Here is a 22,967-nt window from a genome sequence, read left to right on the forward strand (position 1 = left end):
TAACAATTGAATTTGTTAATTATTTTATAACATTTTTAAGTAGGATTGACTATATGTGATTGCGTGACAAAGCATGTAGAATTCTAGTAGCTGGTAAATTTATCAGGGACGTATAACTTTAATTTAATATTATTTTGACATGTAGGAAAGCTGTAATTAGTTTGATTTAATTTGTTTAACGATCTGTATTAATAGATCAGGCGACACACCTTGTGCTTGTAAGCTTTTTATTAAAACATCTTTATCATGCAAAGCTATATCGACCGCTTGCTCATCACGACTACGCATTTTTTTAGTAATTTCATCTGGCGTCATTAAGTCAAAATTAACAGCCTTGCCAGCTCGAAGGTCATCTAAATGATTTGCCCACTGGTTCATCATCATTTGCCGTTCTGCTAGATGGGCTGACAAGTCATAACGTTTTTTTACACTGGACTGCTCAAGGTGGGCTAGCTGTATTTCTATAAGGTTTTGACTAAACTGCAACTCGTATAGTCCTGTGCTGGCAAGCTGCCTAAAGCCATGGCCTGTCATTTTAGGGTAAGGGTCGCCCGTGTAGCCCATACGTTTTAATGCCTGATTGAACCATACATCGCTGTACGGTTTGCTACGCTCAAAGTTATAAAATACGTAACCAGTCTTTTCTGTCAAAGGTCGCATACGCTCGATAATGGCCATTGCCTGTGGTGACAAGGGGATAATGTGATCTTGCCGCATTTTCATTTTATGTGCTGGGATACGCCAAACATTTTTATGATAATCAATCTCTGACCACTCAAAAAACCTTAGCTCTTTCGTTCTGACAAAACACAATGTCATCAGTTGCATGCCAGCGATAGTCTGTTGATGCGCATTTGGATTGTCTGCACCGTATTGATCAATATTGCGTAGTAGCTCAGGGAATTGGTGCTGCTCAATCGCTTTCATACGCTCAGCTTTATGAGGTCTTAATGCTTTATTACGACCATAAGCGATATTAATGATGTCGTAGCCCAAAGTATTAATAGCATATTCAAAAACAGAGCTAATCAGAGCAATGCACTTGTGTGACGTATCGGTCGTCCACTTGCCTCGTTCTTCAAAGTAAGTTTGGATGGCTAGTCCAGTTTTGATGACGTCTTGAGCCGTGATAGAGGCAATGGGGTAGTCACCAATATGCGGTGCGATATGTTTATCTAGATAGTTATGAAGCTTTTGAATATTCTTAGGCGTCGTGCTGGATTTCTCATTAATATAACTTTTGGCAATGACTCTAAATAGATCTTTTTGCTCAAAGTCATTTTTCTCATGGTTCTTATGTGCAGTTGGGTCAACGCCATCACTGAGCAGTGCCTGAGCTTTATCACGTGCTAGCCTTGCTTCTTTTAGTGACACTTCTGGTTTAAATGTAGAATCAATGGCTTGTTTAGCTGGCTTGTAGATTCCTATTTGATAGGTTTTTTGCTTTGGCTTAAGGTCTTTGTCAGATTGATAGCGATAAGTCATCTGCCAAAATAACGAGCCATTTGGATGTTGTATCAGATATAAATTGTTGCCATCACCATGGCGTGTAACTTTGGTAGGTGTGGACTGTTTAGCAATTGCTTTCGCGCCAGCGTCAGTTAACCGGTAGTTTTGTTTTCTCGTCATGGCTTATACCTCAAGGTGTTGGGAGGTTTAACAACAACCTCACTGCATAATTAACAACAAAAAATGACGTTGCATATTATTTAACAACTCATTTAACAACATTGTAGAGGTGCTAGTAGGTAATGACAAGTGTTTAATAAAGACTGATAACTAGGTATAATAGGAGTTTAAAAGGATTGAGGTAATGCGAGGTTACGTATAAATACAATGGTTGGTGCGCCCACAGGGACTCGAACCCCGATCGATCGCTTAGGAGGCAACTGCTCTATCCTGTTGAGCTATAGGCGCATTATGGGGTGACATTGTAGGAAAAAGCAGTCATAAAAGCAATCAACAAAAGACAAATAGAGGCAATTTGTCATTTATCTCCATTGCTAAGAGCATCAGCGACATCTACTGGATTATCGCCTGATGCCTTTTTTGCCCGTGATGTTGGTTGAAACAAGTCGTTTACGCTATTCTCATAACCATTAATATTATAATAATCGTATTTCTCTAAAATACCTTGGCCCGTACTTGAGAGTAAGAAGTTGCGAAAACTAACGGCAACCGTACGGTCTGTCAAAATAACGCCTTCGAGTTCTTGCTTATCTTTCAAGGCATAATTGAAGGAGGTTAGTGTACGTGCCTCTTTATTATCGTTCTCGGCAGTTGCCTGTTCACTATTAGCATTTTCACTATCAGTATTTTCGCTATCGGTTTCATCCTCTGTAATAACTGTATTGGCGTTTACCTTACTCTGGTTATCTTGGTGTTGAGACGCTGTCAGCTTTGCTTGTAGTGGCGCGAGACGTTCTGTTGATAGCCTATCATTTGCGATAATGATGTCTGTATTAAAAGCGGCGTCGCTGTCGTTGTTCACAGCAATATCTTTATTTGATAAGGTTAAAAGTGTGTTTGGCGGCACATAGCTTGCTAACACTTGAATATGAGGATAACGAGATTCAAAACTGACAATGATATCGTCTAATGGCACTTGCAGGCTTTTTGCTGCACGGACATACAGGATGCTATCAGGCACAGTTTTGGCAGTCTTATCGCCTTTGGCAGCGGCAGATTCATTCTCACTTGCCATGATAGGTAGCGGATCTATACTTTTACGATTGTGGGTCCACAACCATGCAATCAGAGCGATAAAAATTGCTAGCAGCAATAAAATTAGCCCAGCCAGTAGCAGCTTGTAGTCTTTCATGTATTACCGCTCTTTTATTAATGGATTCAGTTCAAAATTTACATAAGACACTATAGGTGATATATGGCTTGCGTCAAAGCTTTTGATCGAGTACTTCATTGGTTAACTCTGTCAGCATCTCTGCAAACACATCTGTATTCACAAAAGAAGGCATAGACGCTGGGGTTTTATTCTCAGTACGGTTATTACCGGGCGATGCAGGCTGGCTATCAATCGCTTTTGTATAAGCTGTCGCTTGATGTGCAGCCAAAGGCGACTGACCGATCATAAGCTTGTCTTTTAGCCATTTAAACCCATGCGCCTCCCACCACGCTTCAAAACGCGATAAGGTGCTACCACGCACTGCAATAGGCAAATCTAATGTACGTAATTTTTGTGCCAACACAGGATCGCTAATGGCTTGGTGAATGCTGAGATAAAGCGAACCACTGTCGTCAGTATAAGGACGTCTGTTTTGCCATGATTTATCATCGATTTTCATACGCGGTAATTGCCATAGCTCACCACGATAGTAAACAACGTATAAACGTTGTTTCGGATGAACAAAGATGGCATCAATAGGACGCAAAGGCATAATGTTAAATCATCTCGTGATAATGGATATTAGGTCTAGATAAGGTATAGAAAATAACTTAAAAGAGCGGCAATGTATATTTTATTATCATAATTATGAGCAGTGCTACAAAACGACATTAGATGTCGCAAGATAGTATAATACTGATATCTATACTGGTAAACATCGAACATCAGTGGCACACTGACAGAGCATATACGTGGCTTATGAAAGCGTATTGTACATCATATAATGCTAGCAGAAATGTATTACAGTGACGACTGCCAAAGATGTATTGATGAGTATCAATTCGGGCTTCATTGCTACTTTCTGTGACACTTTTATTACAAGCGTAGTGATTGACAGGTTAGCTGTAACCAACAGTAGCCCTCAGCGCTTACGCTTATTCTAATCAGATTATTGTCTATGTTTACTATCATTCAGTCACATCGTACCGAAAATCTCGTTGACCAGCTACTGGTGCAATATCAGTCAAAGAGTCAGAACATTTTTGAACCTTTTATTGTTATTGTACCGTCAATGGTATTGGGCGATTGGTTGGATAAAACCATTGCTAGCCGTGCTGGCATCAGTACATTGGTACGTACCAAATTTTGGGGTCAGTATCAGTGGACACTCATGCAGGATGTGCTAACTCGCCATAATGCCTATTTGTTAGAGGTTAATCCTGAAGCAGCAACCTTGAATGTACCTGAAGTTGCCGTGCTATCGCCAACGGTGATGCAGTGGCGACTGTTCGGCTACCTAACTTACTATCAAGCATTGATTGTCAATGATGACACGCATCCTGTGAACCCATTGTTGGCATCTTTGATTGACGAGCCGCAAGAAGGGGTCAAGCAAGATAAGGCGCAACAAGACGCGCGCATTTGGCAGCTGGCAAGTGATTTGGCAAGGGTGTTTAACCGTTACTTGACTCATCGTGAGGATTGGCTGGCGCTATGGTCGGATAACAAGCCACTTGATGTAGACAAGCTAATCGCAGATAAAGATGCGTTGTCCCTACGTTTTGATCAGTATGCACGCGGTACGCCTGAGTGGCTAGTGGCGCACTATGTAGAGCTTGAGATTGCGCAGCGCTTTTTGTGGTCGCATTTATTTGCGGATGTACATCAGCACCGTGTGGCCATTGAGGATACCTTTTGGTCAGCCTTAGAAGATGATAAAGCAAATGAACGTGAGCAGTTGCCGACAGTGCTGCGTATTTTTACTATTCAGCAATTGCCACAGACTGAGCTTGATTTTTTGCAGCGCTTGTCAAAATATATGGACATCACGTTACTACACTACAATCCCTCAAAGTTATTTTGGGCAGATATTGTTGATAAAGCGTGGCTACAGCGTCAGCAGATTATTAATCCCCAAAGCGTGTTTTTACGTGATTACGGGCACAGTTTACTGTCGCGTTTAGGCAAACAGTCTCGTGATACTTTTGCTATGTTGGCCAATTTGTCAGGTAATGAGCAATACCAAGAGGCGCTGGTGGAGTGGCAAGATAACTTTAGTGATAGGTTTGATGATGAAACTGGTAGCGTCATCGATGGCAGTGCCAGTAACAGTGATGACGATGATAGGTTGCAAGCAGCAGAAAACGGCCCAAGTTTATTGCGCCGTTTGCAAAACGATGTGTTGATGCTTGACGAGCAATCAACCCAACAAGCGACAGCCGCAAAAGTCTCAGAGGCCGTCAGCAACCAAATAGCATTGGATTTTGAGCAAGAAACGTCATGGTACGACGATGATGTGCTAGAGAATAAGCACTTTGAAAAAGACCGTTTTTGGGCTATCTCTTCTCAAGATAATAGCCTAAGCATTCATTCTTGTCATAATTTACAGCGCCAACTTGAAGTACTGCGCATTATGATTGGACGCTGGCTCAATGAGCCCATCAAATCTGGTGAAAAAAAACGCCATATATCAGACATTGTGGTGTTGCTACCTGATGTTGAGCGTCATCATGCGCTAATTAGCTCTATTTTCGTCAATGGTAGGGGACAAGATGGCCTGACCTTGCCTGCGAAGGTGACTGGTGTTGTCGATGCCGATATTCGCCAGTTATGGGAAGCGATTATTGGGTTTTATAAGCTGCTTGGCAGTCATAGCGCTCGTTTTGAAGCGGCTGAGGTTTTAGATTGGCTGATGCTGCCACCCTTATTTGAGAGTTTTGGGTTGACCCATGAGCAAATGAGCCGTGGTTGTGATTTGTTGGTGGAAGCTGGATTTATCCGCGGGTTTGACGAGCTGCATCTAAAGCAGACCCTAGACGTCAATGACTATGATTATCGCTTTAGCTTCGCACAAGCGTTAGACAGACTGACTTTGGGTTTAATTATGCCAGAGGCGGGTCTGAGTGATTGTTTATACCCTTTGCATGAAGATGAATGGCCAAGTACAGCTGTACCTGAGATGAGCTTACCACTCGCGCAAGTGAGTCTAAATGATGCCATGATTGTAGAAGCGCTTTGTCGTATCTATGCTGGTTTGGTGGCAAGGCGTGATGACCATACACAAAAAATGAAGGCGGAAGATTGGCTAGATCAGATTGAGACCCAAGTTATCCATCGATACTTTGGCGATGTCGATCAAACGCGTACGATGCGCGCTATCTATAATGCGATGAATGGCTTTAAATCGAGCTTACGTGCCAATCGTCATTATAGACAATACTCTAGTGGTGATAGCAGTAGGGTAGAGGTGGAGCAAAGGCTGGCAGGGGTCGAGCAATTACCGCTAAAGCTGAGCTTTATGCTAGACAGTATCGAAGCTGAGCTTGAAAGCCAGCAAGTCAGTGCTGAGCCGACTGGTGTGATTACTTTTGGTCGATTTGGTGCACTACGGAACGTCCCTTTTGAGCTGGTGGTCATGCTCAATATGGATCTCTCTGAGTTTCCTGGACGCGACCGAGACAACCGATATGATTTGATGAAAGCGACCAATTCACGGCGCGGTGATAGAGTCAGCGAGGACGATGATAATGGGGCATTTTTGGATGCGCTACTATGTGCGCGTAGTGCATGCTGGATATTCTACAATGGTCAAAGCTTGACTGACACTCACGAGCATCTACCAGCGAATCCTGTGAGTGAACTATTACAGTTCTTACAAGGTGAGGTGCAGTGGCAGGTCAACTCGCTTGATACTTTGCCTGAAAGTATTGATTCAACGGCAGAAAGCTTTAAGCGTTATTTACCAAAGCTCATAAAGCAATGGCTGGTCACTGAGCATCCAGCACTACCTTTTCACAAGAGCTTGTTTGAAGCAGATATTGAAGGAGCTTCTGAGCAAAAGGCTGATACGTCCAATATCAATGTTGATCCAAGCAATACGTCTGATGATGTTAGCGATAGTAACCTTGATACTGCTGTAGCCGATGAGCTAGATAGGTTGCTAAATAAAGCCATGCGCAAAACCAAGCTGGCTCAGAAAAAACAATTTCCTCCAGCGCCGCTATGGCAGGCTGTGTTTGAGACACTACAGAAAAGAAGATCTAGCGAGCATCCACAACTGATTGGCTTACCCACAAAAACACAGTACGAAGCCATTGCTCAAATGCTGGGTCATCGCTTGGGTGAAATGGGGAACGTAAATCATCAAATCGTGTCTACATTAGCCAATATGCTGGGACTCGATACTTCTACTGCTGCTAATGATATGAGCGATAGGACTCAGGCGCTCACCCGAATGATGCGTGATACCGTATTTAATATTGGCGAGATAGATATTGAGGGTATGCTGGTGTATCAAGTGCGCCATCCTGCCAAAGCGTTTTTACGGTCTCAAAAAGTGCATGTGGTACAAGGTGAGGAAGCGATGGCGCATCAAGAGCCATTGTTTTTGGATCACCTGACAACTTATCAGATTAAAGATCATTTGATTAAAGAGCTGGCCGCCAATAAGCGTACTGACAATACGGTCCAGCAAGATAGCTCAACGTTGATGTATCAAAAAATTATACCAGCAGGGGTGGCGCGCCAAACCACGTTGCCCAATCAACAACAACAATTACAGCAGCAGTGCCTAGAGTTTGAAGAGCAGTTGATTACTAATGGTTTTGGTGAATGTGTCGTACCTAATATAAGTAGAACAGAGGATATGACAGCTTTGCATTTACTGACACCCACCGCAGAGCACCCCATTCAGATAGAGCTGGCAGCTATACTTAATCGTGTAAATAACGACGCAAACAGTCAAATAGACACAGACGCATGGCTTACATTACTGCCAAAATCTATCAAAATAAAAGGCCTAGTGCCGCTTTTGACGCCAAGGCTATCACCAATATCAGTATCATCAGATAACAATGATAAAAACGCTCATATTCAGGCAGGCATGACCTATGCCGAGCAATCACCTAAGCAGTGGTTAAATATACTGCCCAATTCTGCCAGTCCAAAACATCTCCTTAAGTTTTGGTTGTCCCATCTATACTGGCAAATAGCCAGATGCACCACGGCTGAGCAAGTGGCAGCAAATGATGGCATGAGTATTTGGCGCTTTAATAAATCCAGCTCAAAAGTAGATGCCTACAAAAATTTCATCGCATTTAAGCTAAGCCCAATCGTCTATGAGGATGCATTGATAGAACTAGTAAAGTGGGCGATTTTTGGCAATCTATCGGGTCAAACCCCCATCACATTACTGCCTGAGTATGCGCTCAATTATCTGGCTAAGTGCTCAAAATCGCAAGCAGATGATAATGAAAATAGCAATTATTGGCCAAAACGAGCAGACTTCTCAGATTGGCTAAGACCTAATTATAACTCAGACACGGTATACGATACTTGCTCGCAGCATGCCATTTGGCAATATGTACTGCGTGATCAAGATGCCTTTAGAGCCTTATCAGCAGCGTTGACCACCTTGGCGCAACCACTGTATAGGCCGATGTTTACCGCATTAGATGGGTTAGACAATTAGCTATAGCAGTTGTTTTTAGTTTTCTTTTTATCCTCTAGATTTTATAGATAATAATTAAAAGTATGCGCTTATATGACAGATTTTACTGACACAACCGATATTATTGAATCTACTGTACAACCAAATTTATCTGACGATCATCCAGATGTTTCGGGTGACTCAGGGGCTATAGTTGAGGAAAAAGAAGAAATAGCACCAGCGGTTGCAGTTGCATTAACGGGTCGACACCTTATCGAAGCCTCAGCAGGTACAGGTAAAACGTGGACGCTGACAGGCATTGTACTGCGCCTACTGATTGAGGCGCGGCGTGCGCCGGAACAAATTATTGCCACGACTTTTACGCGAGCCGCCGCTGCCGAGATGCGTCAGCGTATTCACGATCGTCTGGTGGATTTTTATCAGTTGCTACAATGGGTCAATAACTTAAGCGTAGATGCCAGTAATAAAGACCGCTTATATCCCAACCTATTGCAGGTACTGCCTGATAGTGACGATAACAATAACAACAAGGATAAACTAGAAAACAGTGATTCCAGTATCGAACCAATTGCTCAGACAGACGTTGATGAGTTCAATCAAGTTATTGACCATGACCATAAACATGCTCAGCAGGTGACTAGGAAAAAGCGCGCACAGGTAAAAAAAGCGCGTGAAGATTGGTTAAAAGAGCAAGCCAAACATGCACGCTTAAACGCTATTATGGACGATCCCATTAACCTACATTTAGTCGGTTATCTATTAGATCATGTGTATAGCTATCCGATGGCGGAGGCGATCCGGCGTACCGCATTAGTATTAACCACGTTGGATAAGCTGTTTGTCGGGACGCTCGATAGCTTGGCGCAAAAGTGGCTGACCGAGTACAGTAGTGAAACCGGTCATCAGCAAGGCATGGCAATCATTGAAGACAGCAGTATCGAGCAGGTTACGGACAGTATTATTCATGATGAGCTGCGCCAGTTTCAAAGCCGCTTACATCACGAACAGCCCAAACTGTATGCGCTTATGGATCAGCAAGGTAAGCTGACAGCAGTAGGTGATCATAAAAAATTCGTTTCTCGCTCGCTGAACTTTATTTCTGCGCCGATTGATGAGATTGTTGTGAGTGACTTTTCATTTGAGGGTTACGAGCGGCTTATAAATACTATTATTGAACGCAGCGATGAGCTTGATATTTTCTTCAAACCTGACGGTGAGTATTATGAAGTTCTAAAAGGACAGTTGCAAAACAATAGAGAGTCATGGCCTAAAATTATTCAAGCATTAGAAGATTTTGGCGCAGCTGCATATAGGGTTATATGCTCAAGTAAATATCCAGAAAGATTGATTCAAGCTTTTCTAAAAACTGACAATATTGGTAATCAGTTCCGTGTACCACAAGACGGTAAAAGAATTAATTTAATATTTAACGAGTTACAGATTGTTCGTGATTTCAAACGATATATCGAACAAAGCAAAAAGTTGGATGAATACATAATCACTATCCTAGCCAACCTTAACCGTCATATTGTACTTGCGGTACGTAATAGGTTGCCCGTTATCTTAGAGGAGCGAGGGGAGACCACCTTTAGTCTACAGATGGTGCGCTTGAACCAAGCATTAACAGGTCGGCAAGGCGATAAGCTAGCACGTTATATACGTCACCATTACCCCATTGCATTAATTGATGAGTCGCAAGATATCAATGGCGAGCAGGCCATTATGATCGAGAGCATTTATTTGCCAAAGCGTAAACGCAAACAGTCGGATAATGACAAGCAATCCACCACCAAAAAATCCAGCCATGAGTTTTTGCTACTGGTTGGTGATCCGAAGCAGGCGATCTATGGGTTCCGTGGCGGTGACGTGACCAACTATAATTATATGAAAGGGCAGTTTGACAAAAGTACCATTTGGACGCTCAACACCAACCGTCGCTCAAATGCAGGTGTGATTCATGCACTAAACTGCTGGTTTGGTATGCCGACAGCAACGACTGCTGAAAACAAGCTGGCACAGTTGGGCAGTGATATTTATTACCAGCATACGAGAGCTAGGAAAGAAAAAGAAGGTGAGGAAGCCAAGAGTAAACTATCTTGGTTTAGGGATTCAGACGCAAAAGATAGTAGCTTGGTGACAGACGTGCTTTCTGCTCAGCCAGTGAGTGTATTGCACCTGCCTAATGGTAAAGATGGTGAGCTTGATTATGATGAGTATGAAATCACCGCTCGTCATATTGCTAGCTTGCTCAGCAGTGGTCAAACATTAAAAGATAGGCCGATTCAGCCCAGTGACATCGGTGTGCTGGCACGAACCAAAAAAGATTTAAAGCAGGTTGAAGACGAGCTGGTAAAACTGGGCGTACCAACCTTGACTACCAGTGATGTCAGTATCTTCGAGACGATTATGGCAGAAGATGTCGCAGCGCTACTTAGTGCCATGCTCTATCCGTATCGCCATGACATGATCAATCGAGTGTTGACCAGCCATCTGTACGGTCTGAGCATCAAAGATGTCCAAGCTATGATGACAGATCATGAGTCAGGCGTGGCTGAGAGTGACGACAGACTTAATAGTATCAATCCAAATAGTAGCGATGTTCAAAATAGAGAACATAAAAAGAGCTATCAAGATTTTATTACGTATCTAAAAGAAGGCGCACAGCGTTGGCAGCATTTTGGTATTTTATCGGCGTTACACTATTTATTGGATAAAAGCCCCATACAGTCACAAGGCGTTTGGCAAGCACTGGCCGTTCATCCAAATGGTGATCGATATATCATGGATTTACGTCATGTGATGGACGTGTTGGCACAGTATGGCGTAGGCATGGGTGAGCATGAGCTGTTGGCTTGGTTTAGGCAGCACATAGAGGCCGCACCCAATAGTGACTGGGCGAAGCAGTATCCGCTACCCACAGAGTCTGGCGTGCAGCTCATGACCATTCATAAGTCAAAAGGACTTGAGTTTCCGATAGTCTATGTACTAGGTATGGGAGATGCCAGTAGGAAATCAGGTAATAATGAGAAGTATGGTCTATATTTATATAACGTCCAGCAAGCGCCTTCAGCGTTAGTGCAGCAATCCACAGAGGGTCAGTTTATAGGTAATCAGCGCCGCTTCTCACCATTGCAAGGCTCTGCTACGGTAGAGGACTATTATACTGATATCGAAACAAAAGAAGGCTTTGATGAGCTGCGCCGACTTGGTTATGTGGCATTTACGCGGGCTAGCGAACAACTTTATGTGGTGTTGCGAGATCCTAAGAAGAATACAAATCCTGAATTAAGGCCAGTATTTTATTGGTTTGACTCTGTAGATGCAAAATTTGAATTACCTGATAGGCTAAAAGGCACGGTAGGTATGCTCAGAGGTCATAAGGTTAATGATTTCTATGATAGTCATTATTCTAAAACAGTAACGTCAACAGATACCAAGCTTACCATCGAACCTACGACACAAGCGATTGAGTATGTTCCTTTTGCTGAGGTCATGAAAACGAGTTATTTTCATGGTTGGGCTAAGACCAGCTTTACGGCTTTGGCTCGTCAGCTAGACGAATCAACACAAGCGATGGCTGTTGTAGATGAGCGTATTGATGATGCGATAGATATTAATATGGCAGACGCTGCAATGTCGTTAGAACCTTATCCTAATAGTAGCCTTGACAGTAATACGTCTCTTGAAAAAATTAATGAGCTAAGTCTCAAGTCAGAAGAGGATATTCGCTTTACTTTCATAAAGGGTGCTAATGCAGGTACGTTTTTGCATGAGATATTTGAAAAAATTGACTTCACTAACAAACCGCAGTGGTCTGGCGTGATCGATAGAGCCGTCAGTAGTTATCAACTACCACTGGTGTACAGCAGTGCTGAACATCAAAGCCGTAGGTCACAGGTAAAGGGGGAAGGAGATCGTGACTCATTTGACTCTGAGTCGATAGATACGACAAAGCATGAGGCCTTGATTGCTTGGATTGAAGAAGTGCTGGGTACCCCGCTATTGGCCTCCAATCAACCCTTATATGCTTTGGATGCAAATCAGCGATTTGCCGAATTAGAATTCAATATGGGATTGTCAGAGCGCTTTAAAGCAGAAGATATCAGTAAACTGTTTCAACAGTATCTACCGGATGAGACAGACAAACATGTCCATCTTATGCCGCAAAATAGCGCGCACTTGTATCGTTACTTGCGCGGTGAAATCGACTTGGTTTATGAGTATGCTGGCAAGTATTATGTGGTCGATTATAAGAGTAATTTTCTAGGAAATAGCCTAGGCGATTATAATGAAACTACACTCAAAAAAGCCATGTCCAAAGCAGGATATTGGCTGCAGGCAGCAATTTACCAAGTAGCGCTGCATCGATTTCTTTCAATGAGAATCACTGATTATGTAGGCAATGAGGCTAAGTATTTAGGGGCGGTAGAATATGTCTTTTTACGAGGGGTATATAACCCTAACGCTCAAGCAGCTGCTACCGTATCACAAGAGGCTATTAAAACGAGCGAATTACCACATAACGGTCTTTATGGACTCGTGACTTGGGATATTCCAGTCGATTTTATCAAAGCTTTAGATGCGCTATTTGGTGTGCCTGATTAGTAGATCATACCTAACGACTATCATTAATCAAAGATTCTAAAAAGATCAAACAGGTCAAAATAGAGACAAATATATCATGAGCAATAATAATAAAAGCAGTACAGTAATTGGATTGCAAGAAAGCTGGGCCAGTAGTATCAGTGATTATATTTTGCTACGCCGTGGGCAAACGCGTATAGCGTACGACGCAACGTATGCAAAAGCGAATAATGAGAGCAAACAGGCCGATAAGAAAGAAGACGATTATTTATTTAACGCATTGTTCATGATGTTAGCGACTCATTTGGAAGAGGGGCATACCGTATTGACCATTGAGTCCTCTGAGAATGAAGCGGTATTGCAAGGTGAAATCAATAATGAGTCGGTCACATTATACACTTGGCAGCAACAGTTATTAGAGATGCTAGCAATGCCAATCTTTGCGCTCATAGATACCAAATCAAATACTCAACCAGAAGATCAATCTACCGCCGAAACATCGATATTTGTATTGCTAAACACATTATTTGATAAGCGGGATCAGCTATGGATGCAGTTGGCGCTGAGTAATCATGAAAAGGACATGCTAAACAAGCGTTTTGATACGATTGTGACGGTATTTCAGCTACTGAAAAATACCGATCTTACTTTTTTCATGAACCTAGTTAATAAGCATGCTTTATTTGCTGAGGTTAATGCTAACACCAATAGTAGCAGTGAAGAAAATAGCCTAAGCAATAATAACCAACCTATCATTTACAGCATAACTAACAGCCAAGATTCAAAAGAATCCATTACTTTTTGGCTACATCGCGCATGGCAGGCCGAATTTAATTTGGCAAAAAATATTAACAATATCTTGAATCAAAAAGTAAATCCTTTACCAATAACAATACCTGAAAGTCTTCACGAAAATCAAATAAAGGCAATTAATGTCGCTAATAACAACGCGTTTAGTATCATTACTGGTGGTCCAGGGACAGGCAAAACATACACCGTTGCTCAGTTAGTTATTGCACTGCAACAAGCGACAGAGAGTGGAGGGGAGGGTTCTGAAAATATTAGATTTAGTACGGATAGTGCGAGTCTAGCACTAGCCGCACCAACTGGTAAGGCCGCACAGCGTATGCAAGAGTCTTTACAGGCTGCTTTGGATACAGCGGGCATTGATTTGCAGCTGCAAGAAGCCAAAACCATTCACCGTTTGCTAGGTATTGGGCGGACGGGCAGACCTCGTTACAATGCCGATAATCCACTTGGCGAAGATATTATCATTGTTGATGAAGCGTCGATGCTAGGGGTTGAGTTGGCTAATTACTTGGTGAGTGCAGTGAAACCAGGAGCAAGGCTCATACTGTTAGGTGATGCTAACCAGTTGGCAGCAGTCGATGCAGGGGCGGTATTGGCGGATTTATGCCGCATACCATTGCTACAATCCATTCATGCAGAGCTGACTGAGAGTCGCCGATTTGGCGCGGACTCAGGTATTGGCAAGCTGGCTACCCAAATCAATAGAGCAGAGACGAACCCTCAAACTATTTGGCAATTATTAAGGCAAGACGATGCTTTGAGTTTCCAATACGTTAATACGTTGCAAGTAGACTCTGTGCCAAGCAATCAGATAAAAAATAGCCTAAGCAATGAAAAAACTGTCTCAAAAGTCTCCCAAAATTATAAAACATATATAAAAAAAGTTAAAAATTTACTGAGAAACCCGATAGAAAAATCTATGCCAGAATCAATAAAAAGCACTATTGCATCATTGATGGAAATATTTAGTGAGTTCAGAGTATTAACTGCTGGTCACAATGGTGAGTGGGGCGATCATTACATCAATAATTATCTCACCCAATGGCATCTTGCTGAGCTAAAGCTTCCATTAGGTCAAAATGCATGGTTCCACGGTCGCCCTATTATGATTTTGCAGAATAACTATGAATTGGGGTTATTTAATGGTGATATTGGTTTTTGCTTACAAACATCAGATGAACGAAATCAATTGGAAGTGTTTTTTGAAAATAAGACCCAAGGGATTGCGGTCAATCTACTCAACGAGGAGGTGGTTGCTACTGCGTACGCTATGACGATTCATAAGTCGCAGGGATCTGAATTTGATCATGTCGCAATTACGTTTGATGATAGTCATGCAAGATTATTAAGCAAGGAGCTTATTTATACAGCGGTGACTCGTGCCAAAAAACAAGTGACGATATACAGTACAAAACACGCTTTTGAGAAAGCTATCCAAACACCGACCGAAAGACATACAGGTTTAAGTTTGCAGTTTTAGTATTCATAATTGTTACTCTGAGCACAAAAAAAGCATCCTATTTGGATGCTTTTTTGAACTAAGATGTTATTAAATACTAAAATATCAGGTTTAAACTTTATCTTCTTTGATAGCGTAGATACCTGGTAGGTGACGCAAGTAACCATGGAAGTCCATACCACAGCCATAGACATAACGATCTGCGACATTAATACCGACGAAATCAACATCAAAATCGGCAACTTTGCGGTCATGCTGCTTGTTTAGCAGCACACAAGACTCGAGAGATAATGGTTTTTCTTTATTTAGCTCTTCGACAACAGCCTTTAGAGTGATGCCTTCGTCAAAAATATCATCAATCAACAAGACATGCTCGCCTTCGATACTCACATCAGGCTTGAATTTCCAATCAAGATCGTCAGTACCTTCATTGTCACGATAGCGTGTCGCATGGATATAGTGCATACGATGATAGAATGTCAGATGCGTCAATAGTTGACCAGCTGGAATTAATCCACCGTTCATGACAACCATCACAATTGGGTTCAGACCAGCGTAGTGTAGGTTGAGCTGAGCAGCCAAACGCTCATAAGCAGCCGCTACTTCTATACTGCTGATCAGGCACTCTGAGTTACGTAATGTTTTTTCGATTTCTTGATTGCTGATTTGGGTCATCGGGCGCACCTTTGGTGAAAAATGCCAAGTATTTTAACAAGTTTTGGTAAATTTTCCCAATGTTATATAACCACTTTATCAAAATTTAGCAATTACTCTGGTTTTTCAATGATAAATGGACGGTAATAATTCGCCAAACGATTGAGCGAGTCATCTGGTAGATCAGGTAGTAGCTTGTTAAGCGCCATATTCATTCCTTTATCAATCGCAGATTTGGCAACTGGCACTGATTTGCGTTTGATCATACCTAATTTTAACGTTTCAGCGTAGTGGCTGACGAAATGGGTTAATGTCGCGTCATTCATGGTTTTGAGCGCTGTTTTAAACTTGGCTCTATCTACGTGCTCTGGTGTGATAGCAGCAAAGCCTTCAACGATAGTTCTAGCATCTGTTTCTGACAATTTAAATCCAATACGTTTTACGCCTTCATTATCAATAAAAGTTGCCTGATCTCTCAAAAAGTGAAAGCTTGGCAGCACATCTTCGTTACTTTCTTTACCCAACAAGATATTGAGTAGGGTATCTGTGGCACGTTCAATGGTGGCAACAATCTTGCGCATGGCCGCTTGACGCTCAGGATTTGGAATAATTTCAACCAAACCCACAAGCAAATTATCTGTCAGATCTCGTGCAGTCTGATGTGTGAGCGCATCACGGTAAGGGTAATATTCTACTTGCTCATTTGAAGCAACGACTTGTTCGGCCTCGCTGATTAATGCTTTTAATTTATCTGAGGGTACGAATCCAAAATAATGTGCCATTATGCTTCCTTTAATTGTTATTTTTCATGCCTTACGAACGTTACATTTGTCGTGAAATCGGTTACCATTTAACCAGAATTTTTGACAAAGGCTCACCACAATATATGCTAATTAGCGATGTGCCTGAATAGTAAAGTTCCAGATTTTACCGATGAATACTAGTCTCGCAAGATTCCGACGATTTATACGATGACAGGTGAGAGGAGTCACTCACTGCACACTAATTTAGCATATTTTTTATATTTTGATTTAAAAAGCTTGAACTTATAAGACTACCTACTACCTGTCTAGGGAGAGATGAGATGAATAGTGCTATTGTACTTTTATTCGGTGTAGCTGCCATGCTTTGCGGCTACCTATTTTACTCAAAATTCATTGCCACTAAAATTTTAGCATTGGATAACAGCCGTCCCACGCCAGCGCATACGATGAAAGACGGGGTCGATTATGTTCCTACCAATAAATATGTACTATGGGGGCACCATTTTACCTCGGTGGCAGGCGCTGCACCGATTATTGGTCCTGCCATTGCCGTGATTTGGGGCTGGGTACCAGCCATCATTTGGGTGGTGCTCGGTACGATTTTTATGGCGGGTGTGCATGATATGTCGGCCATTTGGGCAAGTATGCGCAATCGAGGTCAGTCAATTGGCTCTATTGCTGGTACGGTCATGGGGACCCGTGTCCGTAGCTTGATGATGGTGGTTATTTTCTTATTACTATTGATGGTCAACGCGGTGTTTGGTGTTGCTATCGCTAACATGATGATCAAAACGCCATCTGCTGTATTGCCTGTTTGGGGCGCATTGGTGGTGGCCTTTGTCATTGGTCAGTGTATCTATCGCTACAAGATGAATCTGATTTGGGTCTCTCTTATCGGGGTCAGTGCTTTATACGGTCTGATCTATCTTGGCCCTATGTTCCCAATTGTGTTGCCTGAAACGGTCTTTGGCTTGCCTGATAATGCGGTTTGGATTCTCATTTTGTTTACTTATGCGGCAATTGCATCATTGTTGCCTGTCTGGATGCTGCTGCAACCGCGCGATTATATCAATGGCTTGCAGTTGTTCGTTGGCTTGATTCTATTGTACGCCGCGATTTTCATTGGTACGCCAAATATTGTCGCGCCAGCAGTAAACACAGCGCTGCCAGCTGGCACACCATCACTCATGCCATTGTTGTTTGTGACCATTGCTTGCGGTGCAATCTCAGGATTTCACGGATTGGTGGCGACAGGGACGACCTCTAAGCAGATTGACAAAGAAGAAGACGCACGTTTTGTTGGTTACTTTGGGGCGCTGGGCGAAGGTATGCTAGCACTTGGCGCGATTTTGGCAGCCACGGCAGGTTTTGCGACCCTTGGAGACTGGCAAGCGGTTTATCAAAAATTTGGCGACGGCTCTATTGGCGCGTTTATTGATGGCGGTGCAACCATTCTAAACGCTGGTGTCGGTATCGATATCGTGCTATCACAGACGATGCTTACAGTAATGGCAGCATTGTTTGCTGGTACCACGATGGATACTGGTGTACGCCTGCAACGCTATATTTTCCAAGAGTTTGGTGAGTTTTATAACTTGCCTGCATTGAACAAAGGCTTCGTTGCAACCCTGCTTGCTGTCGGCAGCTGCTTGCTATTAGCATTCGGCGCGGGCGGTATTGATGGTGCTGGTGGTATGATTATCTGGCCACTATTTGGTACGACTAACCAGCTAATGGCGGCGTTAACACTAATGATCGTAACGGTTATCTTGTTACGTAAAGGCAAACCAGTTTGGTACACTTTAGCGCCATTGTCGTTCTTGCTAGTCATGACGGTATTTGCACTACTTATTCAGCTCAAAACTTTCTTCACTGATGGCAATTGGCTGCTGATCATTATGGACATCATTATCTTGATCGCAACGATTTTGGTGACGTTTGAGAGTCTGTCGGTACTGCGTAAAGAGTGGTCAATACACAAAGGTAAAAGCGGTGACATTTAAACGCTAAACAGATTTGAGTGTCTATTACATCAAAACCTTCTATCAAATAAAAAGCGCTAGCAGCAATTGCTGGCGTTTTTTGTATCACATAGGCATGATAGGTAATAAGAAATAAGTAGGGTATAAGCGAATTATGGAAAATAAAAACACATCAAATGATATAGAAAACGCCCAACCACTAGAGAGTACTCAGCCATGGTGGCAACGATTTGTGGCAGGACTCAATGAGTTTTATCATGCACCTTATCGCCAAACGATGGCACGTGCTGCCCGTGATGAAGAAGATTTCTTTATGCTGCTGATGTTTGCTGAAAGCTTAGGCATTGATAATCCTGCCAGCTTTTATACCTTAGAGTTACAGCCGTTATTTTTAGAAAACTTTCACGAATGGCACACGCGCATGGGTATGGATAGATGCCCATTTGACCATGTTGGCTGCTGCTAATCGTTTATTTATGATTGAAAAATAAAAATAATATAAGAAATGAGATAAAAATATGGCATTACATCCTCTACATACATTAGTAGAACAACTAAAAGCACAACCGATTATATTTATCGGCGGTAAGGGCGGTGTGGGAAAAACCACTACTGCCGCCGCACTTGCCAGTTATTACGCAAGCCAGCAGCAAAAGACGCTGATTGTCTCAACCGATCCAGCACACAGCTTGGGCGACGTGTTGGATACACAGCTTAATAACGCAAAAACAGCAATATCACCTTATTTAGATGCCATTGAGTTAAATCCTGATGTAATCGTTGACGAGCACTTTTCTCAAGTTGAGCGTACGATTAAATCCTATGCCAATCCAGATATGATGCCCAAAATTCGTGAGCATCTGAGGCTATCAAAATCAGCACCCGGCGCCCAAGAAGCAGCGATGCTCGAGTCCATGTGTCAGCATCTCGTCTGCGCCGCAGATGCCAACTCTGATAAGAAATATGAACATATCATATTTGATACCGCGCCAACTGGCCATACATTGCGTTTGTTGGTATTGCCTGAGATGATGGGCGCGTGGACAGATGGATTATTGGCACAGCAAAGGCGGCAAGCCAAATTGCGCTCGGTGGCGAACCATTTAGACAGTCACAATCAAAAAAGCAGTCAAACGGATAGCGCTCAAAAGAACCATGTGGCCAATCCGTTTGCCGCAAAAAAGCCTGATCGCTGGGAGCAAGCGGTATCCGTGCTAGAAAAGCGCAAGCAGTTATTTCGTCAAGCAGGACTGCTGCTGCATGATCGTACACAAACGGCAATTGTGTTGGTTATGACGGCCGACGTGTTACCACTGGCTGAGACCAAACGCGCTGTCTCACAATTAGAGGACAGTAAACTGCCGCCAGCGGCGATAGTAGTCAATCAACTAATCAAACCGACGCAGGCGGATGCGTTTTGGCAGCATCGCGCCGAGCGCCAGCAACAGCTACTGCAAGATATTGAAAGCAGTTTTCCCAATTATTCGCTATACCCAATCTATTTGCAAAAAACAGACGTACGCGGTACAGATGCATTAAGTACCTTGCTAGAGGCTTCATGCTAGCTGGTCACTCAGACTCACGTGATTGTAATTTGCTCGCCAGCGACCACGCCATATCGGCACGTAATAGCTGAGCCTGCTCGGATTTACCGCTACTAAGCGATGACCACTGCGGTTTGCCGCGCGCTTTTTTGAGCTCGCTTGGTAGTTTGTGTGTCGGCCATGGCGTGACGGTATGGCCGTCGTCATCTAACGCTTGCTCAATATTGGTTTTTTCCCCTTTATATAGCAATTGCGTGGCATCAGTTGCTGCATGACCACGATGGCGCAGCGCGGTAAGCAAATCTATCGCGCGCGTGGCGAGTAAGGTTAGAGTGGCAGGATCGATATATAAGCGTTTTACCCCAGTGATTCTATCGGCAATACTACTGGTATTAGACAATAACCCGCCTGCGATACCGCCTATCGCTGCACCCAAGCCCAATGTCGTACCTAGCGCTGCTGCATCAATACCCAACCCTAACAGCGCGCCCGCTGCTGCGCCAGAAGTGGTACGGATACCATAGCTCTTGAGTAGCTCAGGGTCGAATGGATCTTGCTGATAGGCTTGTAATTCAAGTGGGGTGGCTGCAACGGCATTGTCATAAAACTTATAGAGGTTAAGTAAATTGTGCTGCATTGCACGCTCACTTTGTCTAACTGCTTCTTGCATTTGTTCTAATACAGGCATCGGGTCGTCATCTTCATTGATCTCGCGTACAAAAGAAGCGACATTCAATAAAAAGTCAGCAATAATAATATTGGCCTCATCATACAACTGCGCCCAATCTTCAGTCCGGCGCTGCATCAATTGCTCAAGCATCTCAGAATGAGTGAGCATAGTGGCTAGGTTTTGCCAAAGATGCATCTCATCTTCAAATTCAAAAGCAACGGAATCAAAACGTGTGGAAATATGTAGATTGCGTCTTGCCAGCATGGTTTGCCAATCATCAATATTGGCATTCTGACTGTCGGTAAAGTTAAAGACAGGCATCACCGGAATGGCAGCCCACGATAAAATCGCTAGCTCATCTTTATACTTGCCCAATACCGGCTCACGCGCATCGACGACATAAATGGCCATATCACTTGCCAGCAGCTGACGAATCACTTTTGCTTCTTGGCTATAATCATAGCTGTCTAGAACACCGCTATCTGCACCTTGAGCGATATCTGATGCCAAAAACTGCTGCAAACGCTCAATACCATCACGGCGACTGGCGGTGTTGTCCTCCAACCAGTCCATCAGCCCTGAAGCGTCCTCTAGGCCTGGTGTGTCGTATAGTGCTACTAGCACCTCACCCGTTTGGCTGTCTGTGAGTTTGGCTTGTTCCACATGACGCGTGGTGGCCGCTTCGTTTTTGACTTCACCAAAATAGACATCACGCAGTAACGTGCGCAATATGGAGGTCTTACCGGTATTGGTGTGTCCCACGACCGCCAATTTTAGCGCCTCACCACTGGCGATGGTTTTTTTTGTCACATTGGTGGTGGCTGGCGGTACTGATTCAGTTGATATAGATTGATTATCATGAGTTACCCTAGACTGGGCGGCCGTTTTTGACACTGTCGAATGCGAGGTCTTGGCGTTATTATTTGAGTCGCTGGGCAACGCCTTGTCTGCAAAAAGACCTGTAGGCGTGTGATGCTCGTGATTTTGGTTTTTATTGTCATTATTCATAGTCGCGTCTTATTGTTATTGATGATCAAACTTTAGCCATTTATTGTAAAACAAATCTGGTGGCATGTTGGTTCTGGATGCGTAGTGTCCATATCGTAAACTGTATTTTATGTATCCATGATACGCTATGAGATTGCTGTAGGTGGTCGCAGTAGTACCTTGATTTTTTTCTTAATACCCTTGGCACGAAAAAACCGCTGCCACATTCGGTAAAACACCCCAAATATCAGACCAACAATATTATCGTGACTGGTCTCACCAACAGCCCCATATTTGACGGGATTATTGACGGCGTCTTCTTCTACATAAGTGCCAAACCAACGATCAAAAATAATAAGAACGCCGCCATAATTTTGGTCAATATATTCACTATTGGTACCATGATGGGCGCGGTGATTGGATGGGGTGTCAAAGATATACTCAACCCATTTTGGAAATTTCACCACCGTCTCGGTATGAATAAAGAACTGATAAATCAAATCTAATGCATAAAAGAAAAATACCCAGATAGGATGCACACCCAATATCATCAGCGGGACGAAAAATAACCACCAACCTGTCACCGAGTACAGCAGGCTTTGGCGCATGGCGGTGGATAAATTCATCTTATCATCTGAATGGTGCACAACATGCGCTGACCAAAACCAATTCATGCGGTGTGAGGCACGGTGAAACCAGTAATAGCTGAACTCAACCGCGACAAATATGGGTATGGCCGTCAGCCATGTCACCTCAATAGTGAATAGTCGGTATTGATATAGCCACAAGCAAATAGGCAGCACAATAAGTGCTTGGACAATCAATTCAAATCCGAGATAAGAGCCGCCCAGGCTAAAATTGGTCATCGCACGGCGCCAGCTAAAGCTTTCATTTTTCCCACGCTTAGACTGATAAAACCACTCTGCCAAAAACAATAAGAAAAATGGGCCACCAGCCAGCGGTAACAGCCATTCTTGCCAGTGAGCAGGTAAGATACTTGCCAGCATTGGCTGCCATGACTCTGGTGCAGCGGTTAAGATACTTTGGTTTAACGCCTCTTTGTAATTATCCAATATCTGACCATACTCACCTGATGTTAAGAGGGTGTTGTCTGTTGACATATTTGGCTCCTAGCCACTATAAAACATCCTTGTTACCCAAGAGATAACTACTTTCTATATTACTGGTTTATTTCGTCCCTTTTATAAAAATAATTACTATT

At 43.1% G+C, this 22,967-nt stretch carries 13 protein-coding genes and 1 tRNA gene; 6 read left to right on the plus strand and 8 right to left on the minus strand.

The window, feature by feature from the left end:
* Positions 1-156: 156 nt before the first annotated feature.
* The 4 genes from L0G63_RS04560 to L0G63_RS04575 form a co-directional block, all read right to left on the minus strand.
* On the minus strand, positions 157-1,629 hold the full coding sequence (locus tag L0G63_RS04560) for a tyrosine-type recombinase/integrase (RefSeq protein WP_301449567.1): 1,473 nt from the start codon (positions 1,627-1,629) through the stop codon (positions 157-159).
* Positions 1,630-1,841: 212 nt separating this feature from the next.
* A tRNA-Arg gene (locus L0G63_RS04565) sits at positions 1,842-1,917 on the minus strand.
* Positions 1,918-1,987: 70 nt separating this feature from the next.
* Positions 1,988-2,821 (minus strand): hypothetical protein, encoded by an 834-nt coding sequence (locus L0G63_RS04570; protein WP_301449568.1) that lies wholly within the window; start codon positions 2,819-2,821, stop codon positions 1,988-1,990.
* A gap of 73 nt (positions 2,822-2,894) precedes the next feature.
* A complete protein-coding gene (locus L0G63_RS04575) occupies positions 2,895-3,395 on the minus strand; it encodes a hypothetical protein (protein WP_301449569.1) in 501 nt (166 codons plus the stop codon).
* A gap of 405 nt (positions 3,396-3,800) precedes the next feature.
* Between L0G63_RS04575 and L0G63_RS04580 the strand changes: the two genes are divergently transcribed.
* From L0G63_RS04580 to recD, 3 genes are all read left to right on the plus strand, one after another.
* A complete protein-coding gene (locus L0G63_RS04580) occupies positions 3,801-8,312 on the plus strand; it encodes an exodeoxyribonuclease V subunit gamma (RefSeq protein WP_301449570.1) in 4,512 nt (1,503 codons plus the stop codon).
* A gap of 72 nt (positions 8,313-8,384) precedes the next feature.
* A complete protein-coding gene (locus L0G63_RS04585) occupies positions 8,385-12,896 on the plus strand; it encodes a UvrD-helicase domain-containing protein (protein WP_301449571.1) in 4,512 nt (1,503 codons plus the stop codon).
* Positions 12,897-12,969: 73 nt separating this feature from the next.
* A complete protein-coding gene (recD, locus tag L0G63_RS04590) occupies positions 12,970-15,165 on the plus strand; it encodes an exodeoxyribonuclease V subunit alpha (RefSeq protein ID WP_301449591.1) in 2,196 nt (731 codons plus the stop codon).
* A 90-nt stretch (positions 15,166-15,255) separates the two neighbouring features.
* Here recD and L0G63_RS04595 read toward each other — a convergent pair whose 3' ends face one another.
* Together L0G63_RS04595 and L0G63_RS04600 are read right to left on the minus strand one after the other, a co-directional pair.
* Positions 15,256-15,819, minus strand: coding sequence for a hypoxanthine-guanine phosphoribosyltransferase (locus tag L0G63_RS04595; protein WP_071001542.1), 564 nt, complete (start codon positions 15,817-15,819; stop codon positions 15,256-15,258).
* A gap of 92 nt (positions 15,820-15,911) precedes the next feature.
* Positions 15,912-16,580 (minus strand): hypothetical protein, encoded by a 669-nt coding sequence (locus L0G63_RS04600; RefSeq protein ID WP_301449572.1) that lies wholly within the window; start codon positions 16,578-16,580, stop codon positions 15,912-15,914.
* Between the two features lie 302 nt (positions 16,581-16,882).
* On the opposite strand from L0G63_RS04600, the gene L0G63_RS04605 reads away from it, so the two are divergent.
* The 3 genes from L0G63_RS04605 to L0G63_RS04615 all read left to right on the plus strand — a co-directional run bounded on the left by L0G63_RS04605 (position 16,883) and on the right by L0G63_RS04615 (position 20,109).
* Positions 16,883-18,565 carry a carbon starvation protein A gene (locus tag L0G63_RS04605; RefSeq protein ID WP_301449573.1) on the plus strand — a complete coding sequence of 561 codons (1,683 nt, stop codon included), beginning with the start codon at positions 16,883-16,885 and terminating at the stop codon, positions 18,563-18,565.
* A gap of 133 nt (positions 18,566-18,698) precedes the next feature.
* Positions 18,699-19,010, plus strand: a complete 312-nt coding sequence (locus L0G63_RS04610) for a cory-CC-star protein (protein WP_301449574.1) — start codon at positions 18,699-18,701, stop codon at positions 19,008-19,010.
* A gap of 52 nt (positions 19,011-19,062) precedes the next feature.
* Positions 19,063-20,109 carry an ArsA family ATPase gene (locus L0G63_RS04615; RefSeq protein ID WP_301449575.1) on the plus strand — a complete coding sequence of 349 codons (1,047 nt, stop codon included), beginning with the start codon at positions 19,063-19,065 and terminating at the stop codon, positions 20,107-20,109.
* Between the two features lie 4 nt (positions 20,110-20,113).
* Here the strand turns inward: L0G63_RS04615 and L0G63_RS04620 are convergent, their stop codons facing one another.
* Both L0G63_RS04620 and L0G63_RS04625 read right to left on the minus strand, forming a co-directional pair.
* Entirely contained in the window at positions 20,114-21,766 is a 1,653-nt protein-coding gene (locus L0G63_RS04620; protein WP_301449576.1) for a DUF3482 domain-containing protein, read from the minus strand.
* A gap of 125 nt (positions 21,767-21,891) precedes the next feature.
* Positions 21,892-22,866 carry a sterol desaturase family protein gene (locus tag L0G63_RS04625; protein WP_301449577.1) on the minus strand — a complete coding sequence of 325 codons (975 nt, stop codon included), beginning with the start codon at positions 22,864-22,866 and terminating at the stop codon, positions 21,892-21,894.
* Positions 22,867-22,967: the final 101 nt, after the last annotated feature.

It is taken from the genome of Psychrobacter sp. (assembly GCF_030454045.1).
GTDB lineage: Bacteria > Pseudomonadota > Gammaproteobacteria > Pseudomonadales > Moraxellaceae > Psychrobacter.

Bases quoted from the DNA above. Each gene is read 5' to 3' on its own strand.
- L0G63_RS04570 (WP_301449568.1), bottom strand. From the start codon at position 2,821: ATGAAAGACTACAAGCTGCTACTGGCTGGGCTAATTTTATTGCTGCTA.
- L0G63_RS04625 (WP_301449577.1), bottom strand. From the start codon at position 22,866: ATGTCAACAGACAACACCCTCTTAACATCAGGTGAGTATGGTCAGATA.
- L0G63_RS04560 (WP_301449567.1), bottom strand. From the start codon at position 1,629: ATGACGAGAAAACAAAACTACCGGTTAACTGACGCTGGCGCGAAAGCA.
- L0G63_RS04575 (WP_301449569.1), bottom strand. From the start codon at position 3,395: ATGCCTTTGCGTCCTATTGATGCCATCTTTGTTCATCCGAAACAACGT.
- L0G63_RS04605 (WP_301449573.1), top strand. From the start codon at position 16,883: ATGAATAGTGCTATTGTACTTTTATTCGGTGTAGCTGCCATGCTTTGC.
- L0G63_RS04610 (WP_301449574.1), top strand. From the start codon at position 18,699: ATGGAAAATAAAAACACATCAAATGATATAGAAAACGCCCAACCACTA.
- L0G63_RS04600 (WP_301449572.1), bottom strand. From the start codon at position 16,580: ATGGCACATTATTTTGGATTCGTACCCTCAGATAAATTAAAAGCATTA.
- L0G63_RS04585 (WP_301449571.1), top strand. From the start codon at position 8,385: ATGACAGATTTTACTGACACAACCGATATTATTGAATCTACTGTACAA.
- L0G63_RS04580 (WP_301449570.1), top strand. From the start codon at position 3,801: ATGTTTACTATCATTCAGTCACATCGTACCGAAAATCTCGTTGACCAG.
- L0G63_RS04595 (WP_071001542.1), bottom strand. From the start codon at position 15,819: ATGACCCAAATCAGCAATCAAGAAATCGAAAAAACATTACGTAACTCA.
- L0G63_RS04620 (WP_301449576.1), bottom strand. From the start codon at position 21,766: ATGAATAATGACAATAAAAACCAAAATCACGAGCATCACACGCCTACA.
- L0G63_RS04615 (WP_301449575.1), top strand. From the start codon at position 19,063: ATGGCATTACATCCTCTACATACATTAGTAGAACAACTAAAAGCACAA.